Annotated in this window: 17 protein-coding genes; 5 read left to right on the forward strand and 12 right to left on the reverse strand. The window is 45.6% G+C overall.

Annotated elements, in window-relative coordinates:
* Nucleotides 1-29 precede the first annotated feature (29 nt).
* The 6 genes from BFP72_RS15170 to BFP72_RS15195 all read right to left on the reverse strand — a co-directional run bounded on the left by BFP72_RS15170 (nt 30) and on the right by BFP72_RS15195 (nt 7,175).
* Nucleotides 30-1,352, reverse strand: a complete 1,323-nt coding sequence (locus BFP72_RS15170) for an Ig-like domain-containing protein (protein ID WP_143520095.1) — start codon at nt 1,350-1,352, stop codon at nt 30-32.
* 285 nt (nt 1,353-1,637) lie between these two features.
* Entirely contained in the window at nt 1,638-2,693 is a 1,056-nt protein-coding gene (locus BFP72_RS15175) for a sugar phosphate isomerase/epimerase (RefSeq protein WP_099599947.1), read from the reverse strand.
* Nucleotides 2,694-2,720: 27 nt separating this feature from the next.
* Nucleotides 2,721-3,890 (reverse strand): Gfo/Idh/MocA family protein, encoded by a 1,170-nt coding sequence (locus tag BFP72_RS15180; protein WP_099599948.1) that lies wholly within the window; start codon nt 3,888-3,890, stop codon nt 2,721-2,723.
* 196 nt (nt 3,891-4,086) lie between these two features.
* Nucleotides 4,087-5,064: an alpha/beta fold hydrolase gene (locus BFP72_RS15185; RefSeq protein WP_158233429.1), complete on the reverse strand. Its 978-nt coding sequence runs from the start codon at nt 5,062-5,064 to the stop codon at nt 4,087-4,089.
* Between the two features lie 162 nt (nt 5,065-5,226).
* Nucleotides 5,227-5,913, reverse strand: a complete 687-nt coding sequence (locus BFP72_RS15190; RefSeq protein WP_099599950.1) for a response regulator transcription factor — start codon at nt 5,911-5,913, stop codon at nt 5,227-5,229.
* A complete protein-coding gene (locus BFP72_RS15195) occupies nt 5,910-7,175 on the reverse strand; it encodes a sensor histidine kinase KdpD (RefSeq protein ID WP_099599951.1) in 1,266 nt (421 codons plus the stop codon). The genes BFP72_RS15190 and BFP72_RS15195 overlap by 4 nt, the downstream gene beginning before the upstream one ends.
* 179 nt (nt 7,176-7,354) lie before the next feature.
* On the opposite strand from BFP72_RS15195, the gene BFP72_RS15200 reads away from it, so the two are divergent.
* Nucleotides 7,355-7,723 (forward strand): DUF1573 domain-containing protein, encoded by a 369-nt coding sequence (locus BFP72_RS15200; RefSeq protein ID WP_099599952.1) that lies wholly within the window; start codon nt 7,355-7,357, stop codon nt 7,721-7,723.
* Nucleotides 7,724-7,820: 97 nt separating this feature from the next.
* On the opposite strand, the gene BFP72_RS15205 is transcribed toward BFP72_RS15200, so the two are convergent.
* From BFP72_RS15205 to fumC, 5 genes are all read right to left on the reverse strand, one after another.
* The gene (locus BFP72_RS15205) at nt 7,821-8,258 is read right to left on the reverse strand and encodes a DUF3124 domain-containing protein (protein WP_158233430.1); all 438 of its coding nucleotides are present in this window, start codon (nt 8,256-8,258) and stop codon (nt 7,821-7,823) included.
* Between the two features lie 174 nt (nt 8,259-8,432).
* Nucleotides 8,433-9,131: a hypothetical protein gene (locus BFP72_RS15210; RefSeq protein WP_099599954.1), complete on the reverse strand. Its 699-nt coding sequence runs from the start codon at nt 9,129-9,131 to the stop codon at nt 8,433-8,435.
* A gap of 70 nt (nt 9,132-9,201) precedes the next feature.
* On the reverse strand, nt 9,202-9,990 hold the full coding sequence (map, locus tag BFP72_RS15215) for a type I methionyl aminopeptidase (RefSeq protein WP_099599955.1): 789 nt from the start codon (nt 9,988-9,990) through the stop codon (nt 9,202-9,204).
* A 126-nt stretch (nt 9,991-10,116) separates the two neighbouring features.
* Nucleotides 10,117-10,722 (reverse strand): Ezrin/radixin/moesin family protein, encoded by a 606-nt coding sequence (locus BFP72_RS15220; RefSeq protein ID WP_099599956.1) that lies wholly within the window; start codon nt 10,720-10,722, stop codon nt 10,117-10,119.
* Between the two features lie 96 nt (nt 10,723-10,818).
* Nucleotides 10,819-12,222 (reverse strand): class II fumarate hydratase, encoded by a 1,404-nt coding sequence (fumC, locus tag BFP72_RS15225; RefSeq protein WP_099599957.1) that lies wholly within the window; start codon nt 12,220-12,222, stop codon nt 10,819-10,821.
* Between the two features lie 199 nt (nt 12,223-12,421).
* Between fumC and BFP72_RS15230 the strand changes: the two genes are divergently transcribed.
* The 3 genes from BFP72_RS15230 (at nt 12,422) to BFP72_RS15240 (ending at nt 16,148) form a co-directional block, all read left to right on the forward strand.
* A complete protein-coding gene (locus BFP72_RS15230; protein ID WP_099599958.1) occupies nt 12,422-13,609 on the forward strand; it encodes an imelysin family protein in 1,188 nt (395 codons plus the stop codon).
* An 80-nt stretch (nt 13,610-13,689) separates the two neighbouring features.
* On the forward strand, nt 13,690-15,081 hold the full coding sequence (locus tag BFP72_RS15235; protein WP_255397230.1) for a di-heme oxidoredictase family protein: 1,392 nt from the start codon (nt 13,690-13,692) through the stop codon (nt 15,079-15,081).
* On the forward strand, nt 15,078-16,148 hold the full coding sequence (locus BFP72_RS15240; RefSeq protein ID WP_099599959.1) for an imelysin family protein: 1,071 nt from the start codon (nt 15,078-15,080) through the stop codon (nt 16,146-16,148). The genes BFP72_RS15235 and BFP72_RS15240 overlap by 4 nt, the downstream gene beginning before the upstream one ends.
* Here BFP72_RS15240 and BFP72_RS15245 read toward each other — a convergent pair.
* Entirely contained in the window at nt 16,145-16,672 is a 528-nt protein-coding gene (locus tag BFP72_RS15245) for an RNA methyltransferase (RefSeq protein WP_099599960.1), read from the reverse strand. The two genes, BFP72_RS15240 and BFP72_RS15245, sit on opposite strands and share 4 nt — an antisense overlap.
* Nucleotides 16,673-16,819: 147 nt before the next feature.
* On the opposite strand from BFP72_RS15245, the gene mutS reads away from it, so the two are divergent.
* Nucleotides 16,820-19,429 (forward strand): DNA mismatch repair protein MutS, encoded by a 2,610-nt coding sequence (gene mutS, locus BFP72_RS15250; RefSeq protein WP_099599961.1) that lies wholly within the window; start codon nt 16,820-16,822, stop codon nt 19,427-19,429.
* Nucleotides 19,430-19,508 lie beyond the last annotated feature (79 nt).

The following is a 19,508-nucleotide window of genomic DNA, read 5'->3' on the forward strand; positions in this document are numbered from 1 at the left end:
TTCTGTGTTTTATTCGGTTGATATATGGTTTAGGGAGCAGGATTGACAACAAAACTTGTGGAACCTGTACTGGTGACTTGGCTTCCATTCCCTTCGTTGTAGTAGATCTGGGCTGATACAGACTGATACATGCTCAAACCTGCCGTATTAAAACCAGAGTAGGTATAGGGTGCGCTTGTTAGCTTGTACCTTGTTGCATTAGAAGTATATACAACACTATCGATTTCATTCTCAACATCACTGATATTGATCATAAAGCTAATCACTTCTCCTTCATCAAATTCCTCGTTACTGACAGGATTGGCTATTTCTCCTTTTGGAGTATAGTTAGAAGGCACATCTAAATTCACATTGATCACATCACTTCTTGTCGCTCCTGCCTCATCCGTAGCGATTACTTCTATGGTGTTTAAGCCCGCACTATTGTCAGCTGTATTCCAACGGTACGTAGTATGCAAGCCGTCATCGATATCATCCTTTGAATAGGTAGCAACAGTACTCCCGTTGATTTTATACTCCACACTCGCAAGGTCAGAATCCGTAATATTCGCATTGACATTGTAGAAGTTGCCATGTGTCCATGACGACAAAGCGGTAGGTGAAGTGATATCCACATCAGGTCCATCGTTCAAATCATCATTGATCACAATCTCTCCTATGTCTTCATCCGAATGTCCTTCAGAGTTTGTCGCAATGACAGAAATCGAATACTTCCCTGGCCCCAAGTCTTTGGTATTATAATTCCATGTATATGGCTTTTGCGTATAGGAAATTTCTTCCACCCCATCAATAAAGTAGGTCACACTTGCTATCGTTACTCCTGGTTCCCCATTGTTCGTAACTGTCGCGCCAATGGAAACAATATCACCCGCATCATATTCATTATCCCCCGCAGGCAAACTCAAAGTAACCTTCACCGCTTTCAAGGCTCCATCTGAAGTTAAGTCTTCTGGTGACACACCTGTGGCGTCATGCCACGCATCCGCAACTAGGTCAGTCATTCTCTCTGTCAAACCTGCGAAGCGACTATATTTTCCTGTCATCGTATCATCGCCATCCTGCCAATCTGCACCAGGAATGAAAGCAATCACATCATAAGCCTTGTTTCCCTCAGGAGGAGCAAACATAAAAGTCGTGTCCTCTTCTGCAATGGCTTCAATGGCAGAATAAACTACCCCGTTGGTGAAAGTAAAAATGATGAGCCTTTCGTCCAACTCAGTTTCTGGGACATTTCTAAGCGTCAATGATACAGTTTTGGCTTCATCAGCCACTGTTGAACCACTTAGATCAATTTTTTCCTGACAAGCAAAACAAGCTGGTATCAGGGAGATTAGTAACAGTATACGTTTCATACTATAGTTAATTGGTTAGTAAAAAATAAGAGACAATATTAGCTAAATAATGGCTAAAAAACATACGCAAAAATGATAGTACACCTCAAAAAGGCATCTCAACAATTCTTGGTTTCATACCATTTCCTCTGAAAATAATCTCATCTCATACAACGCTTTCATTCGATTGAGGAGACGAATAAACCGGACTATCTAGCTTAAAAACAATTATTTATACCCCCCTTACACCTACCGCTTTTAGCAAGCATACTCAGCACCATCATATGGGTAATGCTCATCATCATCTCACTCCAAGCCCAATATATTTCTCAGTTCCTTTTCATCCGTTTCTTTCCCTGCAAAGTCATCAAAGGTCTTTTGAGTTACTTCTATGATGTGATCGGCGATGAAAGGTGCGCCTTCTGCTGCCCCTTGCTCTGGTGACTTGATGCAACACTCCCACTCCAGTACTGCCCATCCGTCATACCCATACTGACTTAACTTGCTAAAAATGCTTCTGAAATCTACCTGTCCATCCCCCAGCGATCTGAAACGCCCAGGTCTGTCTACCCAATCTTGATAGCCGCCATATACGCCTGATTTACCATTCGGATTGAACTCCGCATCCTTGACATGAAACATACGAATGTACTCATGGTAGAAATCGATATACTGTAAGTAATCCAGCTGCTGCAGAACAAAGTGACTCGGATCATATAAAATTTTCGCGCTGCTGTGATTGCCCGTAGCAGCTAGGAATCGCTCGAAAGTCACCCCATCATGTAAGTCTTCGCCTGGATGAATCTCGTAGCAAACCTCCACACCACAGTCTTTGGCATGGTCAAGGATCGGCAGCCACCTGTCTGCCAGCTCTTTGAACCCTGCCTCCACCAACCCCGACGGTCGTTGTGGCCAGGGGTATACCGTATGAAAGAGCAACGAACCAGAAAAAGTCCCCATCACATCGATTCCTAAATTTTGACTAGCAGATACTGCCGACTTCATTTGGTCAATAGCCCAAGCCGTACGCGCTTTGGGATTGCCGTGAACTTCTTTGGGTGCAAACCCGTCAAACATGCTGTCATAGGCTGGATGTACGGCCACCAACTGCCCCTGAAGATGTGTTGAAATTTCCGAAATATCTAAATTGTACTTGGCTGCTGTACCCTTCAGTTCGTCACAATAGTCCTTGCTCTCTCCAGCCTTTTTGATATCTATCAACCGTGTATCCCAAGCTGGGATTTGCACCGCTTTGTAGCCTAGGCTTGCTGCCCACTGGCACATGTTGTCGAGTGTATTGTATGGTGCTTGGTCTCCCGCAAACTGCGCTAAAAATATTGCTGGTCCTTTTATTGTTTTCATCGTTACGTTGTCTTCTATTGTCAATTATTATTTTACCGCTACATCTGTCCAGACATTGCCCCCCTCAGTAGAGGCTACCATCGCATCAATCAACGCCATCCCGCGTACGCCATCTTCTATCCCTGGATAATCATAAATCGTAAAATCAAGGCTTTGACCCGCGGCATGCGCTCTGATCGATCGCACAAAGTTTTTGTAAATATTCGCAAATGCTTCGAGGTAACCTTCGGGGTGCCCTGCAGGCACTCTACAAGCCGCCAAAGCCATTTCACTCAAGTAAGCATTGTTGCCGCCAGCCCTCAATATCTGCTTGGGCTGTCCCAGCATGGTGACCGCTAGTGAATTGTTATCCTCTTGTCTCCATTCCAACCCGCCTTTTTCTCCATAAATACGAATTTTTATACCGTTTTCTTCTCCGGTAGATACTTGCGAAGCAGATAACAATCCATGGGTACCTCCCTCAAACTCTAGCAATACATCGGCATCATCATCTAACAACCGACCTTCCACCACGGTTTTCAACCGAGACAACACGCTGGTGATTTTGAGACCTGTCACATACTCAGCCATGTTCGCTGCATGCGTACCAATATCTCCGAAACAACCACTCTTGCCACTGCGCTTAGGATCTGTACGCCACGCTGCCTGCTTGGCACCTGTGTCTTCGAGTTTTTCAGAGAGCCAACCCTGCGGATACTCTACATTGATTTTTTTTATCTTGCCCAGAGCACCCTCTTTGACCATGGATTTGGCCTGCTTGACCATCGGGTACCCGGTGTAAGTATGTGTCAGCGCAAAAGGCAGCCTAGTGCGCTCAATGATCTCCTGCATCTGCAATGCTTCGTCAAAATCAAAGCACATCGGTTTGTCCAGTATCACTGGAAATCCTGCCTCCAAAGCCAGTTGGGTCGGTTCGAAATGTACATGGTTTGGGGTCACGATAGAGACGAAATCCATTCTTTCGCCATCTGGCAAGCCTGCTTCTTTTTCAATCATCTCTGCGTAGGTCGCGTAACACCGCTCCTCTGGAAGGAAAAGTGCCTGACCCGAAGCCCTAGATACCTCTGGCTTGCTGCTAAATGCTCCGCAGACCAACTCAATCTGCCCGTCCAAATTAGCGGCCAATCGGTGTACCTCACCAATGAAGGATCCTTGGCCGCCACCGATCATCCCCATGCGTAATTTTCTACCTTTCATAAAATAGTAATTGTCTTTTAATAATCGCTGATCGTCAACTCAGCACGTTTTTTTCAATCCCTAAGGTAATCAACCTCTTCTCATGGACAAAAAGGTTATTGACTCAAATCCAAGGGGCATTTGTTCATCTGTAGAAAAGCTACCTCCTCAGGCTCCGTGTGCCTCGCCGCAGATGGTATGCTGCGAGTCTCCTCCACTAATCCTCCCCATCCATCGGACTCACAGGGTATTGATCCAAAAAACCAAGCATACGCTCGTTGATCACCTCGGGCTGATCCACCGACAGAAAATGTCCCGCATCACTGACGATCTCGGCCTCTACCCGTGGCAACACTTCCTTCGCCTTTTCAATCGTTTTTGGATTGTTCATAGCATCCTGATCCCCAATGAGCAACAATACTGGTAGGCTGACAGCCTCCAAGTTCTCATCAGAAAACGGTCTCATCTTGACTATCAACAAATCTTCTTTTGAACTCCTTGTCCCTTCGAGGTATTGGTTCTTGTATTCCTCTGCAATCTGATCAGCTTTGACAGACATGCCTGACATCATTTGATTGAGATCATCTTTGCTTGGTGAGATCGCATAGCTGATATTGGAGATCATCTCCGCCCCAGGTTTGATCCAAGCGAAGGCCTGTACGGGACTTAACAATAGGAGTCGGTCCACTCGGTCTTCGTGCCTCATAGTATAATTGAGGGCCAACCACCCTCCCTTCGAAGCACCTACAAAAGTAAACCGTTTCAATTTTAACCCTTCAAAAACTTGAGTATACCAATCCATCACTTGCTCCATGTCATCCACTTTACCAGTCACTTTAGACTTGCCTGGTTCGAGTAGGTAGTCTATTGCGTAGATTCTGTACTTCTTTGACAGTGCTTTGATATTTGGATACCACATTGTCGAACTGGCATTCATACCGTGCAAGAGCACCAAGGGTTCTGCATCCTTTGGGCCGCTAACCACTACATGTGCCTCTCCATAACTCGTCGGGACGTAGACTTGATGATAGACTGTCTGCCACAGCATCAAGGTCTTGTCGTAAGCCTCGTAGTAGGCTTCATTTTCTGGAGATACTTTTTCTTCATAATACCCAAACTCTTCTATCAGTTGTTTCTTTCTGTCGTCCATTTCCACCTCTTCTTGTTTGCTTCGCTTGTCACAACTCCAACACATCAAACCCAACATTAACCAAATCGCGTGCTTCATAGTTTACTTATCGAATAGTCATAGGCTCGTTTTCACAAAACAAGCCTCTCGCCAGTTAAGTTAACCCTATTTAACTCCCCAATTTGTACATTGAGACATAAAGCAATTCTTCCTCCCTGAAAAGCCATTTCACGCTTTCTTGATACGTAGTTTAAACCCCACTCCATGAATATTCTCAATCTCCACCTGCTCATCACCGGAGAGATGCTTCCTCAGCTTGGAAATAAACACATCAAGACTGCGTCCTTTAAAATAATCATTGTCTCCCCAAAGCGCTACCAATACTTCATCACGCTTCACCACCGTATTCACTCGCTGATAGAGGTAATGTAGGATTTCAGCTTCGCGCCGGGTAAGTTTCTTGGTCTCTCTCTCACGAGACAACTGGAAGGAATCGAGATCAAAATGATAAGCCCCCACCTTGATCTGCTGCTGATTGTCCAATACCACTTGGCTCCTCTTCATGAATACTTCTACCCGGTAGAGCAATTCTTTGATTGAAAAAGGTTTGGTGATATAGTCATCTGCACCTACCTCAAAACCTGCCAACTTATCGTCTTGCAATGACTTAGCCGTCAAGAAAATGATCGGAATAATAGGATTCACGGCCCTGATCTGTCTTGCCAGATATATTCCATCTCTCCTGGGCAGCATGATATCCAACAGACATAAATCATAAGTCGCTCCTTCATATGCGACCCATCCAGCATCACCATCTACACACAAGTCCACCTGATAGCCTTGCACGGCTAAATTATCTTTGATCACAAACCCCAGACTCTGATCATCCTCTACAAGAAGTATTTTTTTGTTCATGACTTGTCTATGGGTAAAGTTACCATGATCTCAGTTCCCTCTCCCGCTCGGCTCATCGCTTCGACTTTGCCCCCATGTGCCTCTACGACCATCTTGACATAGTAGAGTCCCAGTCCGAAACCTTTGACATCATGTAGATTGCCCGTCGGCACGCGATAAAACTGACGAAAGATCGCTTTCAAATACTTGGCCTCCACCCCTTTCCCTTGGTCTGAGACAACCAAAGTCAAACCACCAACAGAGACCATCAGTGAAACCATCACCACCGGTTCACTACCACTGTATTTGATCGCATTGTCAATCAGATTGCTTACGACATTAGTCAGATGTACCTTGTCCCCATTTATAGGTGGCAGATCTTCTGCAACACTCATCTCCAACCTGGCCGAGTCGTTGGCAACACGATAGCTACGCAATTGCTCACCTACAAGGTCCTCCATGTCCAATACCTCCCTCTTCAGTAGCATCTGATTCTTAGAAACGTTGGACATTTGCAGCACCCGATCCACCTGACCTTGCAATCGATACGCCTCTCGCTGCACAATCTCTGCGTAGGTACTGAGTCGCTCTGGTTGCTTCACGATCCCAGGAATCTTTAACACCTCCGAGGCGATCGCCATAGTAGAAATAGGTGTGCGAAACTCATGCGTCATGTTATTGATAAAATCCTTTTGTATCTCAGACAATCTTTTTTGTCGAAAAATAATGAATAAACTGAGCGCGAAAAAAATCACCACTACCAAGACCAATAATGAGGAGAAAATCCAAATCCCCATTTGACTGACTAACCCTGCGCTCTTGTGTGGGAAATACACCCCGAAATAATATTGATCCTTAAGGAGCTGAGGAAAAGATCCCAAAGCAGAGGCAACCTCCATAGACTGCTCTACATCAACATACTGGCCGTACACCATCTCTCGATTGCTACAGTCGAAGATGCCGTATTCGAACCCCTCATGGATGGCTCTCGTTACAAATTCTCGCTTCAACAATGACTCCAAGGTCTTTGGAGCAATCTTATTGTTGACATAGACTATGAAATAATTGGACGAAACCTGCTCGATCGCGTCGGTGCGTGATACCTCTTGGTTGATTTGACATAAACTCTCTGTCACTTTGAGCAATGCACTTTTGACATTGTGATCGAACTGCTGATTACGGACATCAAATGCCTTTTTCAACCAAAAGAACTGCACCGCCAATGTACCTACAATAGATATTGCTGCCATCACTACCAAAATCTGAAATGCTCTCCTGTTCATTGAAGTCCTCTCTTAATTGCATGGATTCTTTATAAAAATCGCCCTATATCCCCTAAACCTAGCCCAATCGCGCGATTTTAACATTCCATTAACAATAGATAGGATTGCGTTAACAGCTCCTAACACCAAGGATCGACATCTTTGATCCAAAATATTTCAAATCACAAACTATAAAAATCATGAAAAATGTAATTCTAGCTCTTGGGCTCATCGTAGCACTCAGTGCCTTTCACATGACAAAAGAAAACAGTTTCGTCTGGGCTAAAACCCTGCATAACTACGGACAGATTAAGCAAGGAGTACCTGTGTCCACTTCCTTTGATTTCGTCAATGATGGAGATGTACCGCTCTTGATTCTTTCTGCCAAAGCCTCCTGTGGATGTACTGTCGCAGACTACACCAAAGGTGAAATTAAACCTGGAGAAAAAGGTCATGTCCGTACGACCTACAATGCCGCCAAGACCGGTAGCTTCCAAAAAAGTATCACTGTACAACCTAGTGTAGGTGCCCCTGTCCAACTCATGATCAAAGGGGAAGTGATACAATAAAGACTATCTGACACTAAACGGGCACTATTGGTTTTGGGACGATACCTGTAGAAGACCCAGCATTGTCTTTTGGCCTGACTCTGGGTCAAAAGACAATTCAATCTCTCCGAATACCCGTTGTAGTAAATGAAATCCCTTGTTGGCCTGAAGTGCGGATCATCACCGCCTCAAAAAGAGGTTCCTTGGCTGGCGATGCATACCAATCAAAAATAAAATTCCCGCCGGTTCCTCCATACTCATCTTCTTCATCTATGATAATCTCCATCGTCTCCAAAGGCTTCAAGTAGATGTCATGATCTAGATAGTCATGCAGCAACTCCCCTCCAGAATCATAACTTTTAATACCTGAGATATAGAGTGTGTCCACATCATAAATATTACGCATACTCACCGTCACTGTCAAGCCATGCTTAGTGTCTTGATCAAAACTATTGATCTCGCTATAAATGGACAAATAGGTTGACCCCTTTTCCATCTGTGTTGAAGTATTCGCACTGACATGTCGCTCAAGCCACTGTTGGTTCGTGCGACTCATTTTAGAGGAGGTAGAGCCTGTACAAGACAGGACGAATAAGAGGAAAAATAACCAATAGATGTGACGCATACGCTTTTAATTTTCATACAATTTAAACGGTCGTCTCACAAATGCCATGAGTCACACGACTTATTGCTACTTGCCAATAAAAAAGGAATCTTAAACCCCTACACATTACGCTCCTTCGAGCCTCTCCTTGTGTCCACAATGCGAGCACTGGTAATGTTTTACTTTCAATTTGGAAGTCTCGCTAATTTCCTCTTTGACCATTTTGAGTGTGCGAAAATGACACTTGTGACAGATTCGATTGGTGGTTCCTTTGTAGGTTTCTATGATCGTATCTCCCGTCTTGTCATCCAACCATACATCAAAGTCATATGCCAATTGCTCCTCTTGGATTATCATCTCCTCGCTCAAGTATTCGTCCTCATCCTGCTCATTGAGCAAACGCATCGCGTGTCCCGTCTTCGGGTTATTGCGTTCCCTAAACCGGATGTCTGCAAGTCTATTTTCTAAGATGAATGGATAATAATATGTCAGATAAGATTTGAACGCAAACGCTATCGTCACCCCAATCCCCAAAGGCAAGCCTGTCTTGAGTGAAAACACAAACACATGCGTAAAGTCTCGCTCATTCAACATAAAAACATTGAGCACAAGCGCTATCGCTATCGAGACGCCAATGGCAGACACCAGCATGACACGAATCTCATTGTTGAGCACGAAGCTATACTTGCCCGATCGGTTTCCCATGATCGACACAATCAACATGTAAATGATGTAGTTGGCACAAGCCAACAGCACCAATACCAAAGCAATCATGTGGGCGATATACGTCCAAATCTCTAGATAATTCGTAGGTTCTTGATTCATACAGGTCTTTTGGATTGATAATAAAGTTAAAAATAACTAAAAATAGGATATTTCTACCTTTATATAGTACTTATACCGTAGCACTATTCTTTTTCAGCGCTTCCTCGATATAGCTGAAGGTAGACAATACCTCTGGTTTACCATCGACTACTGCTACATCGTGCTCGAAGTGAGCGGAGGGTTTACGATCCCCCGTGATGATCGTCCAGCCATCCGGTAGCTGCCGTACATCTTTTGTCCCCAAGTTGATCATAGGCTCGATGGCAATGACCAACCCTTCTTTGATAGCAGGTCCACGACCTCTCTTGCCAAAGTTCGGGACCTCTGGGCTCTCGTGCATTTCTCTACCAAGACCATGGCCTACCAGCTCCCTGACCACTCCATACCCATGCTTCTCTGCATGCTGCTGTATGGCATAACTCACATCGCCAATACGGTTGCCCTTTTTGACTTGAGCTATCCCAAGATCTAGGCACTCTTTGGTCACCTCCAATAACTTCTTGACTTCTGGAGCGACTTCACCTACCTCAAAAGTATAGGCATGGTCTCCATAAAAACCATTCTTCAAAGCACCACAATCGATACTAATGATATCACCCTCCTCCAAAGGCTTATCATTAGGGATACCGTGTACGACCTGTTCATTGAGTGACATACAAAGACTATTGGGAAAATCATAAAGTCCCAAAAACCCAGGTACAGCACCATGATCTCGAATACAAGCCTCAGCCATCGCATCAAGCTGTAAAGGTGTCACTCCCGGCTTCACTTCAGCCGCCAACATACCTAAGGTTTTGGAGACGATGAGCGCACTTTCACGCATCAGTTCGATTTCTTCCCTTGTCTTGTATTGAATCATAGTACTCTTTGTTGTCAAACTGCAAAAGTAAAGCAAATTAGACTCATCAAGAAACAAAAAACCCTGACCCCTATTCGAAATGACTCGAACACAGGATCAGGGCCTTGCAATGACAATATCCATTCGTTAGATCACTCCTTCCAATACTTCTTTGATCGGAACACGCTGACCATCTTTGTAAGCTACGATCCAAGCATCTTTGACACCCATCTCTCTCAAGTACTTTTTGAAAGTATCGGCTTCCCAATAATCTTGGAACATACCAATCGTATATCTCATCGTTCCGTCAGTACCGTCCACTTCGAATGAAGGGTTGTTCTGAGAGAATTTAGATAAATCCTTTTGCTTGAAAGCACCAATCTGAACTTTGAAAAGAACACCTTTTTGTGAAGGAGCCGCTCCTCTCGTAGCTACAGCATCACCGCCAGTAGAACCGCCCTTTTTCGCTTCCGCCAATTCCTTTCTCAAACTAGATACTTGATCTTGGTAATCTGCAATTTGGTCATCTTTTTCATTGAGGCGATCTTCTACGCCTGCCGCTTCTTTTTTCAGGCTACTCAACTGTCCTTTCAAAGATTTGTTTTCTTCCAATAAAGCTTTGTATTGCTCTGGTGTGAGTGATTTGATTCTTTTTTTCCACTCTTTACTCTCTTGCTTAGACATCTGAGCTGAGGCATCTACCGACACCAACAGTGCAAATAAGACAGAGAAAATTGCTACTATGCTTTTCATAATTTATGATTTAATCCTATTTATAGTGACTAATGTACAAAAATATTCATCGAATTGAAGTATATTTTTGTTTTTTTCAATCCGACGAAAACTCCTTTAGCTCTTGAGACCTCCCACCATATTGGCTGGCACGACCCATTCGTCAAACTGCTCATTGGTCAACAATTCCAATTCCAATGCTGCCTCTCTCAGCGTTTTACCTTCTTTATGAGCTTTCTTGGCAATTTTAGCTGCATTCTCATATCCTATGTGTGGATTGAGTGCGGTCACCAACATCAGAGATTTCTCTAGTTTTTCTTCTATGACTGGGTGATTCGGTTCGATTCCTACGGCACAATTGTCATTGAAAGACTCACAAGCATCTCCAATCAAACGTGCCGAATTCAGCAAGTTGTATATCATCATGGGCTTGAACACGTTCAATTCAAAATGCCCCGTCATACCACCTGTAGAGATTGCTACATCGTTTCCAATCACTTGCGCACATACCATCGTGAGTGCTTCACATTGTGTTGGGTTGACTTTACCAGGCATGATCGATGAACCTGGCTCATTTTCAGGAATCATCAACTCTCCTATCCCACTTCTAGGCCCAGAAGACAACATGCGCACATCGTTTCCAATTTTCATCAAACTCACTGCGAGTTGTTTCAATGCTCCACTCGATTCCACGATCGCATCGTGGGCTGCCAATGCTTCGAACTTGTTTTGTGCGGTCACCAGTGGCAAACCTGAGTGCTTGGCAATTTTCTCTGCCACCAATTCGGCGTATCCGTTAGGGGTATTGAGACCTGTTCCTACGGCAGTACCTCCCAAGGCCAGCTCTGACAGATGTGCCAAAGTGTTTTTCAAGGCCTTTAGGCCAAAATCCAATTGAGCTACATAACCTGAAAACTCATGTCCTAGCGTCAATGGTGTCGCGTCCATGAAGTGTGTACGCCCGATTTTCACCACATCTTTGAACGCTTTTGCTTTCGCATCCAAGGTATCTCTTAGTTTCTCTACTTTAGGTATGGTCGTCTCCACGATCATCTTGTACCCTGCAATATGCATCGCCGTAGGAAATGTATCGTTGGATGACTGTGACTTATTCACGTCATCGTTTGGGTGGATAAATTTCTTTTCATCTGTTAGTGAGCCACCATTGATTACATGGGCTCTGTTGGCAATCACCTCGTTAGAATTCATGTTGGATTGGGTACCTGAGCCAGTCTGCCATACTACAAGTGGAAACTGATCGTCAAGTTTCCCCTCCAAAATCTCGTCACAAACCTGACCAATCAACTCTGCCTTTTCTTTGTCCATCACTCCCAACTCGGCATTGGTCTCTGCAGCAGACTTCTTTAGAATGGCGAACGCCTTGATGATCTCATTAGGCATGTGCATGCTCTCACCACCTATCTTGAAATTCATTTTAGATCTTTGGGTTTGTGCTCCCCAATATTTGTCAGCGGGAACCTGTACTTCCCCCATTGTGTCTTTTTCGATTCTGTATTCCATGTCTTAGATAATTTGTGCCAAAAATAGTCATAGAATCACTACAACCAACTAAGTATCCCTTTCAATTCAATAAGAATTCTCACTCAAAATCACTACTGTTAGTGATTTTGAGTGAGAACATACAAGAGTATATAGATGATCTGACCGTTTGACAGTAACCTTGTAGAGCTTTTTATTTAAACTAATTACAAATAACATCATGAAAAGATTTTTCACCCTTATCCTAACGTCTTTGGTTGCCCTCAGTGCCTGTGACAATGACGATGACAGCAATAACAATGATGCACAATTGGCTCTAGCCATCGAAAACTATGCAGCGATCGTAGAAGCAAACTACTTGGACGCCTATGACGATGCGCGCGCGCTACAAACCGCTGTAGGGACTTTCATCACAGCACCAAGTGAAGCCACAATGGAAGCCGCAAAAGATGCATGGCTTGCCGCCAGAGAAACGTACGGCCAGACCGAAGCATTCAGGTTCTACGGGGGGCCGATTGATGACGAAGACGGTCCCGAGGGCCAGCTCAATGCTTGGCCCTTGGACGAATCACACATAGACTATGTCACTGTGGACTCCAACGGTGACGGACAAGTAGGTGGTGAAGGCAAAAACATCATCAATAGCCCTGACGAATTCCCGACGATCACCAAAGAAGTAATCGCTGAGCAAAATGAAAATGGAGGTGAAACCAACGTAAGTTCTGGATACCACGCGATCGAATTCCTCCTATGGGGGCAAGACGTGAGTGCTGACGCTGGCGGGGGAGAACGACCCTATACGGACTATACTACGCTCGAGAATGCAGACCGCAGAAAAACCTATCTTTCAGAAGTCACTGCGCTCGTCGTAGATGACCTCAAGTCTCTCGTCGATGAATGGGCCGCAGACGGTGCATTCAGAGTCAGCTTCACTGCCTCTGACAACAACACTGCGGCTTTTGGAGATATCCTTTCCGCACTAGGCAAATTATCCAAGGGAGAGTTGGCTGGAGAAAGAATGTATGTAGCGCTTGACTTGAAAAGCAAAGAAGACGAACACTCGTGCTTCAGTGACAATACGCACAGGGACATCGTCACCAATGCACTGGGCATTCAAAATGTGTACGAAGGCAGATACAAAACCACAAGTGGATCTATCGTCACTGGTGTCAGCATCAAAAGCATAATTGCTGAAAAAGACAGTAAATTGGCGGATGATATTTCCACAAAAATGGAAGAAGCTCTAGCCGCCTGTGAAGCCATTCACTCTCCATTTGACCAAGAGATTCTCTCAGTAGAAGGTGGAGACCGAGTCCTGACAGCCATCAACCTGCTCAGAGACCAAGGAGACTTGCTTGCCGAAGCAGCAGATGCATTTGACTTGTCTTTCGATCCAGACGACATATAAGTTCCTTTCATCAATGATTTTTAAAGTACACTTCATTTCTGAATGAAGTGTACTTTTACGTTTAAGCAAGGAGTAAGAGAATGAATAAGATATACATGGCATGCCTCGGCATGTTATTATTGGCTAGTTGTCAAAGTGACGAAGGCAGCATACTAGACGAACTAGAGCCTCAAGAACAGTTTTTGGGAGGAGAAACAAGCGTGATAGATGAATCCGTCAATGCCTTTGGCCAAGCGGCTCCTAACCTCACCGGCAACAAAGATTTGGAATTTGTCACGGGCAACGCCTTCTTCAAGCGCAACTGGGTGACTGCTCCCTCATCCACTGAGGACCTAGACGGAGTAGGACCCTTGTTCAATGCTCGTTCTTGCTCTTCCTGCCACGACAAAGACGGCAGAGGAGCTCCACCACTAGACCCTACTGAAGAACCCGTATCACTCTTGTTTCGACTGAGCATTGCCGAACAAATTGATTGGCAGCCCCTTCCCGATCCCAACTATGGCGGTCAGTTCAATCACTTATCCATCTTGGGCGTAGAACCTGAAGGAAAAGTATCCGTCACCTACGATGAAATATCAGGCAACTACCCTGACGGAGCGACATACTCCTTACGCAAACCCTCGTATCATTTTTATGACCTCCACTATGGCGACATGTCCCCAAATCTCATGGTGTCCCCTCGGATCGCACCGCACATGATCGGACTAGGATTGCTAGAGGCTGTATCAGAACAAACCCTCCTCAACTATACCGATGAAGCAGACAGTGATGGAGACGGCATCTCTGGCCGGGCCAACTACGTCGAAGACGTGGTTACAGGCCTACCTGCCATAGGGCGATTTGGCTGGAAAGCCAACCAACCTTCCGTACGTCAACAAGTAGCAGGTGCTTTTTTAGGTGACATAGGGATCACCTCCGCACTCTTTCCCAATCAAGACTGTGCAACGAATCAACTCGACTGTCAAGAAGCATACTCAGAGACAGGATACGAGCTGACGGATCAGATACTCGACCGGGTCACCTTATACTCTGCTGCTCTCGCTGTACCCCGTCGACGCAACTGGGATCAACCCAATGTGATTCAGGGCAAACTGCTTTTCGATGACCTCAATTGTAGCGGCTGTCACATCACCAAAATGACCACTGCATCACACCTAGATTTTCCTGAGTTTGACAACCAAACGATTCGTCCTTTTACAGATTTATTACTTCATGACATGGGCGAAGGACTCGCAGATCACCGTCCCGACGGTTTGGCTACAGGCACTGAATGGCGTACCCCTCCTCTTTGGGGCATTGGTCTCTTTCCAGTCGTCAGTGGACACACCTTTTATCTACATGACGGGCGTGCCCGCAACCTCGAGGAGGCCATACTCTGGCATGGAGGCGAAGCTTCTGCCAGTGTCTCCGCATTCAAATCCCTCAACCAAACCGAAAGAAATCAGGTCCTTCAATTTTTAGAATCACTATGAGATACTACCCGATACTTTTTGTATGCTTGACAGCATCCTTACTCATTGCTTGTGAAACCAACAATAGCCCTAGTTTTGACCGTCAACCGATGCTCATTCAGATGGCAGACCAAATCATCCTACCCGGCTATGAGGATTTTTTGGCCACAGCTTCGCTCCTAGATACTCAAGTTGACGCTTTTGCTAAAAACCCAACAAATGAAACACTCGCTGCATGCCAGGCCGCATGGAAAAAGGCTGCCCTCAGCTGGAAAAACACCGAATCCTTCAACATCGGTCCAGTTCGTACGCGCTCACTATCTAGCAAAATCCACTACTACCCTACACCCGCCTCATTCATCGAAACAGCCGTCTCAAACTACAGTGGATCGGACGACTACATCCAAACCTTAGGCAGCAACAGAAAGGGCTTGGCAGCCATCGAATTTCTCCTCTTCTCGTCAGATGAACACGAGACTTTGAGTCAATTCTCCGACGAAAAAAGAATGGCTATACTGTCCCTGTACACCTCCGACTTAGTAACAATCGCTACGCGGATTCTCAACGAATGGGAAACCTATCGGGCGGATTTCATTGCTCTCTCAGGTAGCGGCACAAGCTCTTCTGCTTCGCTCCTTGCCAACCAACTCCTGGAAAGCCTCAGCAATCTCAACATCAAAAAACTCGGAAACCCCATGGGTCTCACGGACGTTTCGTCTAGCGTCAATCCTGACCTAGTAGAATCACCCTATGCACAGGAATCATTGGAGTGGATAAAAGTCAATCTACTATCGATCGCTCAAACTTTCAACGGAGGAGAAGGAACAGGCTATGATGATTATTTGGACGCCTTGGCCATCGATTTTGATCAAAACACGACACTCTCTGCACGCATCAACCAACAAATCCAAGTCTGTCTAGAAGCTGCCAATGCCATCAACCAACCCCTACAAACTGCAGTCGTCAACGATCCTCTAGCGGTCGAAGCATTGCTGGCAGAAACACAGAGTCTACTCTCCCTCATGCATACAGATATGATGTCCAATATCGGACTGACCGTCACCCCTTCGGACAACGATGGAGACTAAATCATCGCTCTGACATAGTGCCACAACACCACCCCAATGGTCACGGAGATATTGAGTGAATGCTTCGTACCAAACTGAGGAATCTCCAAGCATCCATCGCTGGCAGACACCACGTCTTGTTCTACACCGAACACTTCATTGCCAAAGATGAAACAGTACTTCCCTCCAACGGCAGGCTCAAACTTGTCGAGCCTCGTAGCTCCTTCTACCTGCTCTACGGCTAGCACAGTCCATCCATCAGCTTGCAACTGCTCGACTAGCTCCACAGTATTGGACACATGCTCCCACGCCATCGAGTCAGTGGCTCCCAATGCGGTTTTGTGAATGTCACGGTGAGGTGGTTTGCCGGTGATTCCACACAAATAGATCTTTTCGATATTGAAGGCATCCGATGTCCGAAAAGCAGAACCAACATTGTTGAGACTACGGACATTGTCGAGCACGACGATGACCTGATTCTTTTTCTGACTTTTAAACTCCTCCACACTTGGTCGCTGGAGTTCTTCATTCTTCAATTTCCTCATCTTGCTTGGCTAAATATGCAATGGCAAAGAAAACCATCCTCAGACATTTTCATATCAAAACATATTTTAAATCCTACAAAAAAGAAATCCCAAGGACTCAGTCTAATCGCTGATGAGTTCTTAAATTCGTGGTTTGATCCTATCACAATGGCAGTCGCAAAAAAAGAAACCCCTTTAATGAAACAATACAATGCCATCAAGGCCAAGCACCCTGATGCATTGCTACTATTTAGAGTCGGAGACTTCTACGAGACCTTCGGTGAAGACGCAGTACGAGCGAGCAAAATCCTCGATATTGTCTTGACCAAGCGAGCCAACGGATCTGCATCTCACATCGAACTGGCAGGGTTTCCCCACCACTCACTAGACACCTATCTGCCCAAGCTCGTCAAAGCTGGCAACCGAGTCGCCATCTGTGACCAGCTCGAAAACCCTAAGGACGTCAAGGGCATTGTCAAACGAGGCGTCACCGAACTCGTCACCCCAGGACTGACACTCAACGACAATGTCCTCGAACAACGAAAAAACAATTACCTAGCGTCGATTGCTTTTGGGAAGGATGTTCACGGGGTAGCGTTTCTCGATCTGAGTACTGGGGAATTTATGCTCTCTGCCGGCAACAACGACTACATCGACAAGCTAATCCAAAGTTTCAGTCCCTCGGAGATCATCTATTGCAAAAATCAAAAGGCCAACTTCGAGAAGTTACTCGGGACGGACCACAACACCTTCTGCCTCGAAGAGTGGATATTCGGCCTAGACTTTGGTTATGAAAAACTCAACACACACTTCAAAACCAAGAATCTCAAGGGCTTTGGAGTAGAAGACACAAAAGAAGGCATCTGCGCCGCAGGTGCGATCTTATTTTACCTCGAAGAGACGGAGCACAAAGAAATCAGCCACATCTCCTCAATCTCTCGAATCGACACAGACAAGTTCGTCTGGCTCGACAAATTCACCATCCGAAATCTCGAACTGGTGTATCCACAGCAAAACGATGGGGTCCCTTTACTCCAAGTACTGGATCATACCCATACAGCGATGGGTGCACGCCTACTCAAAAAATGGCTTGTACTGCCTCTCAAAGAAAAGTCGGTCATCGAAGCGCGACTCTCCGTTGTGGAATCTCTCCTGGCCCAACCTGACGTATCAGAAGCCATCCAGTCTCACCTCTCGCAGATCTCAGACATCGAGCGGCTCGTTTCCAAAGTCGCTGCGCTACGTATCAATCCACGCGAACTACTGCATCTCAAAAGGGCACTTGCACACATACAGCCAATCAAAACTTTGCTGGAAAACTCAGGAATCGAGACACTCTCCAAATACGGAGACAAGCTCAACCCCTGCTCACAACTGCTAGAAAAAATAGACACCAACCTGCAGGATGAAGTCCCCCTCAACGCCACACAAGGCAACTTGATCAAAGACGGCATAGATGCAGAACTGGATGAATTGCGCAAAATTGCTTTTTCTGGCAAGGACTACCTCCTGCAAATCCAAGAGAGAGAAAAAGAACGTACGGGAATCTCCTCACTCAAAATCGCTTACAACAAGGTGTTTGGCTACTACCTCGAGGTATCCAATGCTCACAAAGACAAAGTCCCAGCAGAGTGGATCAGAAAACAAACACTCGTCAATGCCGAACGCTACATCACCGAGGAACTCAAGACCTACGAAGAAAAGATCATCACTGCCGAAGAGAAACTCAGCACCATTGAGTTTGACCTATACAACGAGCTCGTCACCTTTACTGCGGACTATGTCAGCGAGATCCAAGTCAATGCCAAGAGCATCGCGGAGATTGACTGTCTGTTGTCTTTCGCGCATGTCGCAAAAAAACAAAACTACTGCAGACCACTGATCCAAGAAGAAGACCTCATCGACATCAAAGAAGGGCGACACCCAGTCATCGAAACCCAACTACCCACCGGAGAAGAGTACATTCCCAATAGCGTACTGCTGGACGATGTGTCTCAGCAGATCATGGTCATCACAGGCCCCAACATGGCAGGTAAATCCGCCCTACTAAGACAAACGGCACTTATCGTATTGATGGCACAGATGGGGTCATTCGTACCTGCCTCTTACGCCAAAATTGGCCTCATAGACAAGGTATTTACACGTGTGGGAGCTTCAGACAACCTCTCCAAAGGGGAATCAACTTTCATGGTAGAAATGACCGAAACCGCCAGCATTCTCAACAACCTCAGTGGCAGCACACTGGTCCTCATGGACGAAATCGGACGGGGCACCAGTACTTATGATGGCGTATCCATCGCTTGGTCCATCGTGGAGCACCTACACAACCATCCCAAGCACCGAGCCAAAACAATGTTTGCGACACACTACCACGAGCTCAACCAAATTGCAGAGGATTTTCCGAGGGTCAAAAACTTCAACGTCTCTGTCAAGGAGCTAGACAACCGAGTCATATTCATGCGCAAACTACAAGAAGGGGGTAGCCAACACAGCTTTGGTATCCATGTCGCCAAGATGGCCGGCATGCCCAATGCCGTCGTCCTCCGTGCCAACGAAATCCTAGGGCACCTCGAAAAAGACAAAATCAAAGAAGCCGAAGCAAGCAAAATAGAATCCATCCCCAAAAACAACTTTCAACTGAGCATGTTCGAGAGTGATCCTCATTTCGAAGAGGTCTTGACTTTACTTAATAAACTAGACATCAACACAATCTCTCCAGTAGAGGCATTGCTCAAACTCAATGAAATCAAATCCATCCTAAAAGGGGGAAATAGCTAAAAGCTCTAGAGGGCTATACTGAAGCATTTGACTTCTCTGTACCGCCCTTGTTTGGCTCTTTGCTCTCTTGCTCACCCCT

Source organism: Reichenbachiella sp. 5M10 (genome assembly GCF_002742335.1).
In the GTDB taxonomy this organism is placed as follows: domain Bacteria; phylum Bacteroidota; class Bacteroidia; order Cytophagales; family Cyclobacteriaceae; genus Reichenbachiella.

Excerpts from the sequence above, each read along its gene's own strand:
- BFP72_RS15205 (WP_158233430.1), bottom strand. The coding sequence starts at position 8,258 with ATGAGTCGCACGAACCAACAGTGGCTTGAGCGACATGTCAGTGCGAAT.
- fumC (WP_099599957.1), bottom strand. The coding sequence starts at position 12,222 with ATGGAATACAGAATCGAAAAAGACACAATGGGGGAAGTACAGGTTCCC.
- BFP72_RS15245 (WP_099599960.1), bottom strand. The coding sequence starts at position 16,672 with ATGAGGAAATTGAAGAATGAAGAACTCCAGCGACCAAGTGTGGAGGAG.
- BFP72_RS15210 (WP_099599954.1), bottom strand. The coding sequence starts at position 9,131 with ATGAATCAAGAACCTACGAATTATCTAGAGATTTGGACGTATATCGCC.
- map (WP_099599955.1), bottom strand. The coding sequence starts at position 9,990 with ATGATTCAATACAAGACAAGGGAAGAAATCGAACTGATGCGTGAAAGT.
- BFP72_RS15190 (WP_099599950.1), bottom strand. The coding sequence starts at position 5,913 with ATGAACAAAAAAATACTTCTTGTAGAGGATGATCAGAGTCTGGGGTTT.
- mutS (WP_099599961.1), top strand. The coding sequence starts at position 16,820 with ATGGCAGTCGCAAAAAAAGAAACCCCTTTAATGAAACAATACAATGCC.
- BFP72_RS15185 (WP_158233429.1), bottom strand. The coding sequence starts at position 5,064 with ATGTGTTGGAGTTGTGACAAGCGAAGCAAACAAGAAGAGGTGGAAATG.
- BFP72_RS15220 (WP_099599956.1), bottom strand. The coding sequence starts at position 10,722 with ATGAAAAGCATAGTAGCAATTTTCTCTGTCTTATTTGCACTGTTGGTG.
- BFP72_RS15170 (WP_143520095.1), bottom strand. The coding sequence starts at position 1,352 with ATGAAACGTATACTGTTACTAATCTCCCTGATACCAGCTTGTTTTGCT.
- BFP72_RS15235 (WP_255397230.1), top strand. The coding sequence starts at position 13,690 with ATGAATAAGATATACATGGCATGCCTCGGCATGTTATTATTGGCTAGT.
- BFP72_RS15180 (WP_099599948.1), bottom strand. The coding sequence starts at position 3,890 with ATGAAAGGTAGAAAATTACGCATGGGGATGATCGGTGGCGGCCAAGGA.
- BFP72_RS15230 (WP_099599958.1), top strand. The coding sequence starts at position 12,422 with ATGAAAAGATTTTTCACCCTTATCCTAACGTCTTTGGTTGCCCTCAGT.
- BFP72_RS15195 (WP_099599951.1), bottom strand. The coding sequence starts at position 7,175 with ATGAACAGGAGAGCATTTCAGATTTTGGTAGTGATGGCAGCAATATCT.
- BFP72_RS15240 (WP_099599959.1), top strand. The coding sequence starts at position 15,078 with ATGAGATACTACCCGATACTTTTTGTATGCTTGACAGCATCCTTACTC.
- BFP72_RS15200 (WP_099599952.1), top strand. The coding sequence starts at position 7,355 with ATGAAAAATGTAATTCTAGCTCTTGGGCTCATCGTAGCACTCAGTGCC.
- BFP72_RS15175 (WP_099599947.1), bottom strand. The coding sequence starts at position 2,693 with ATGAAAACAATAAAAGGACCAGCAATATTTTTAGCGCAGTTTGCGGGA.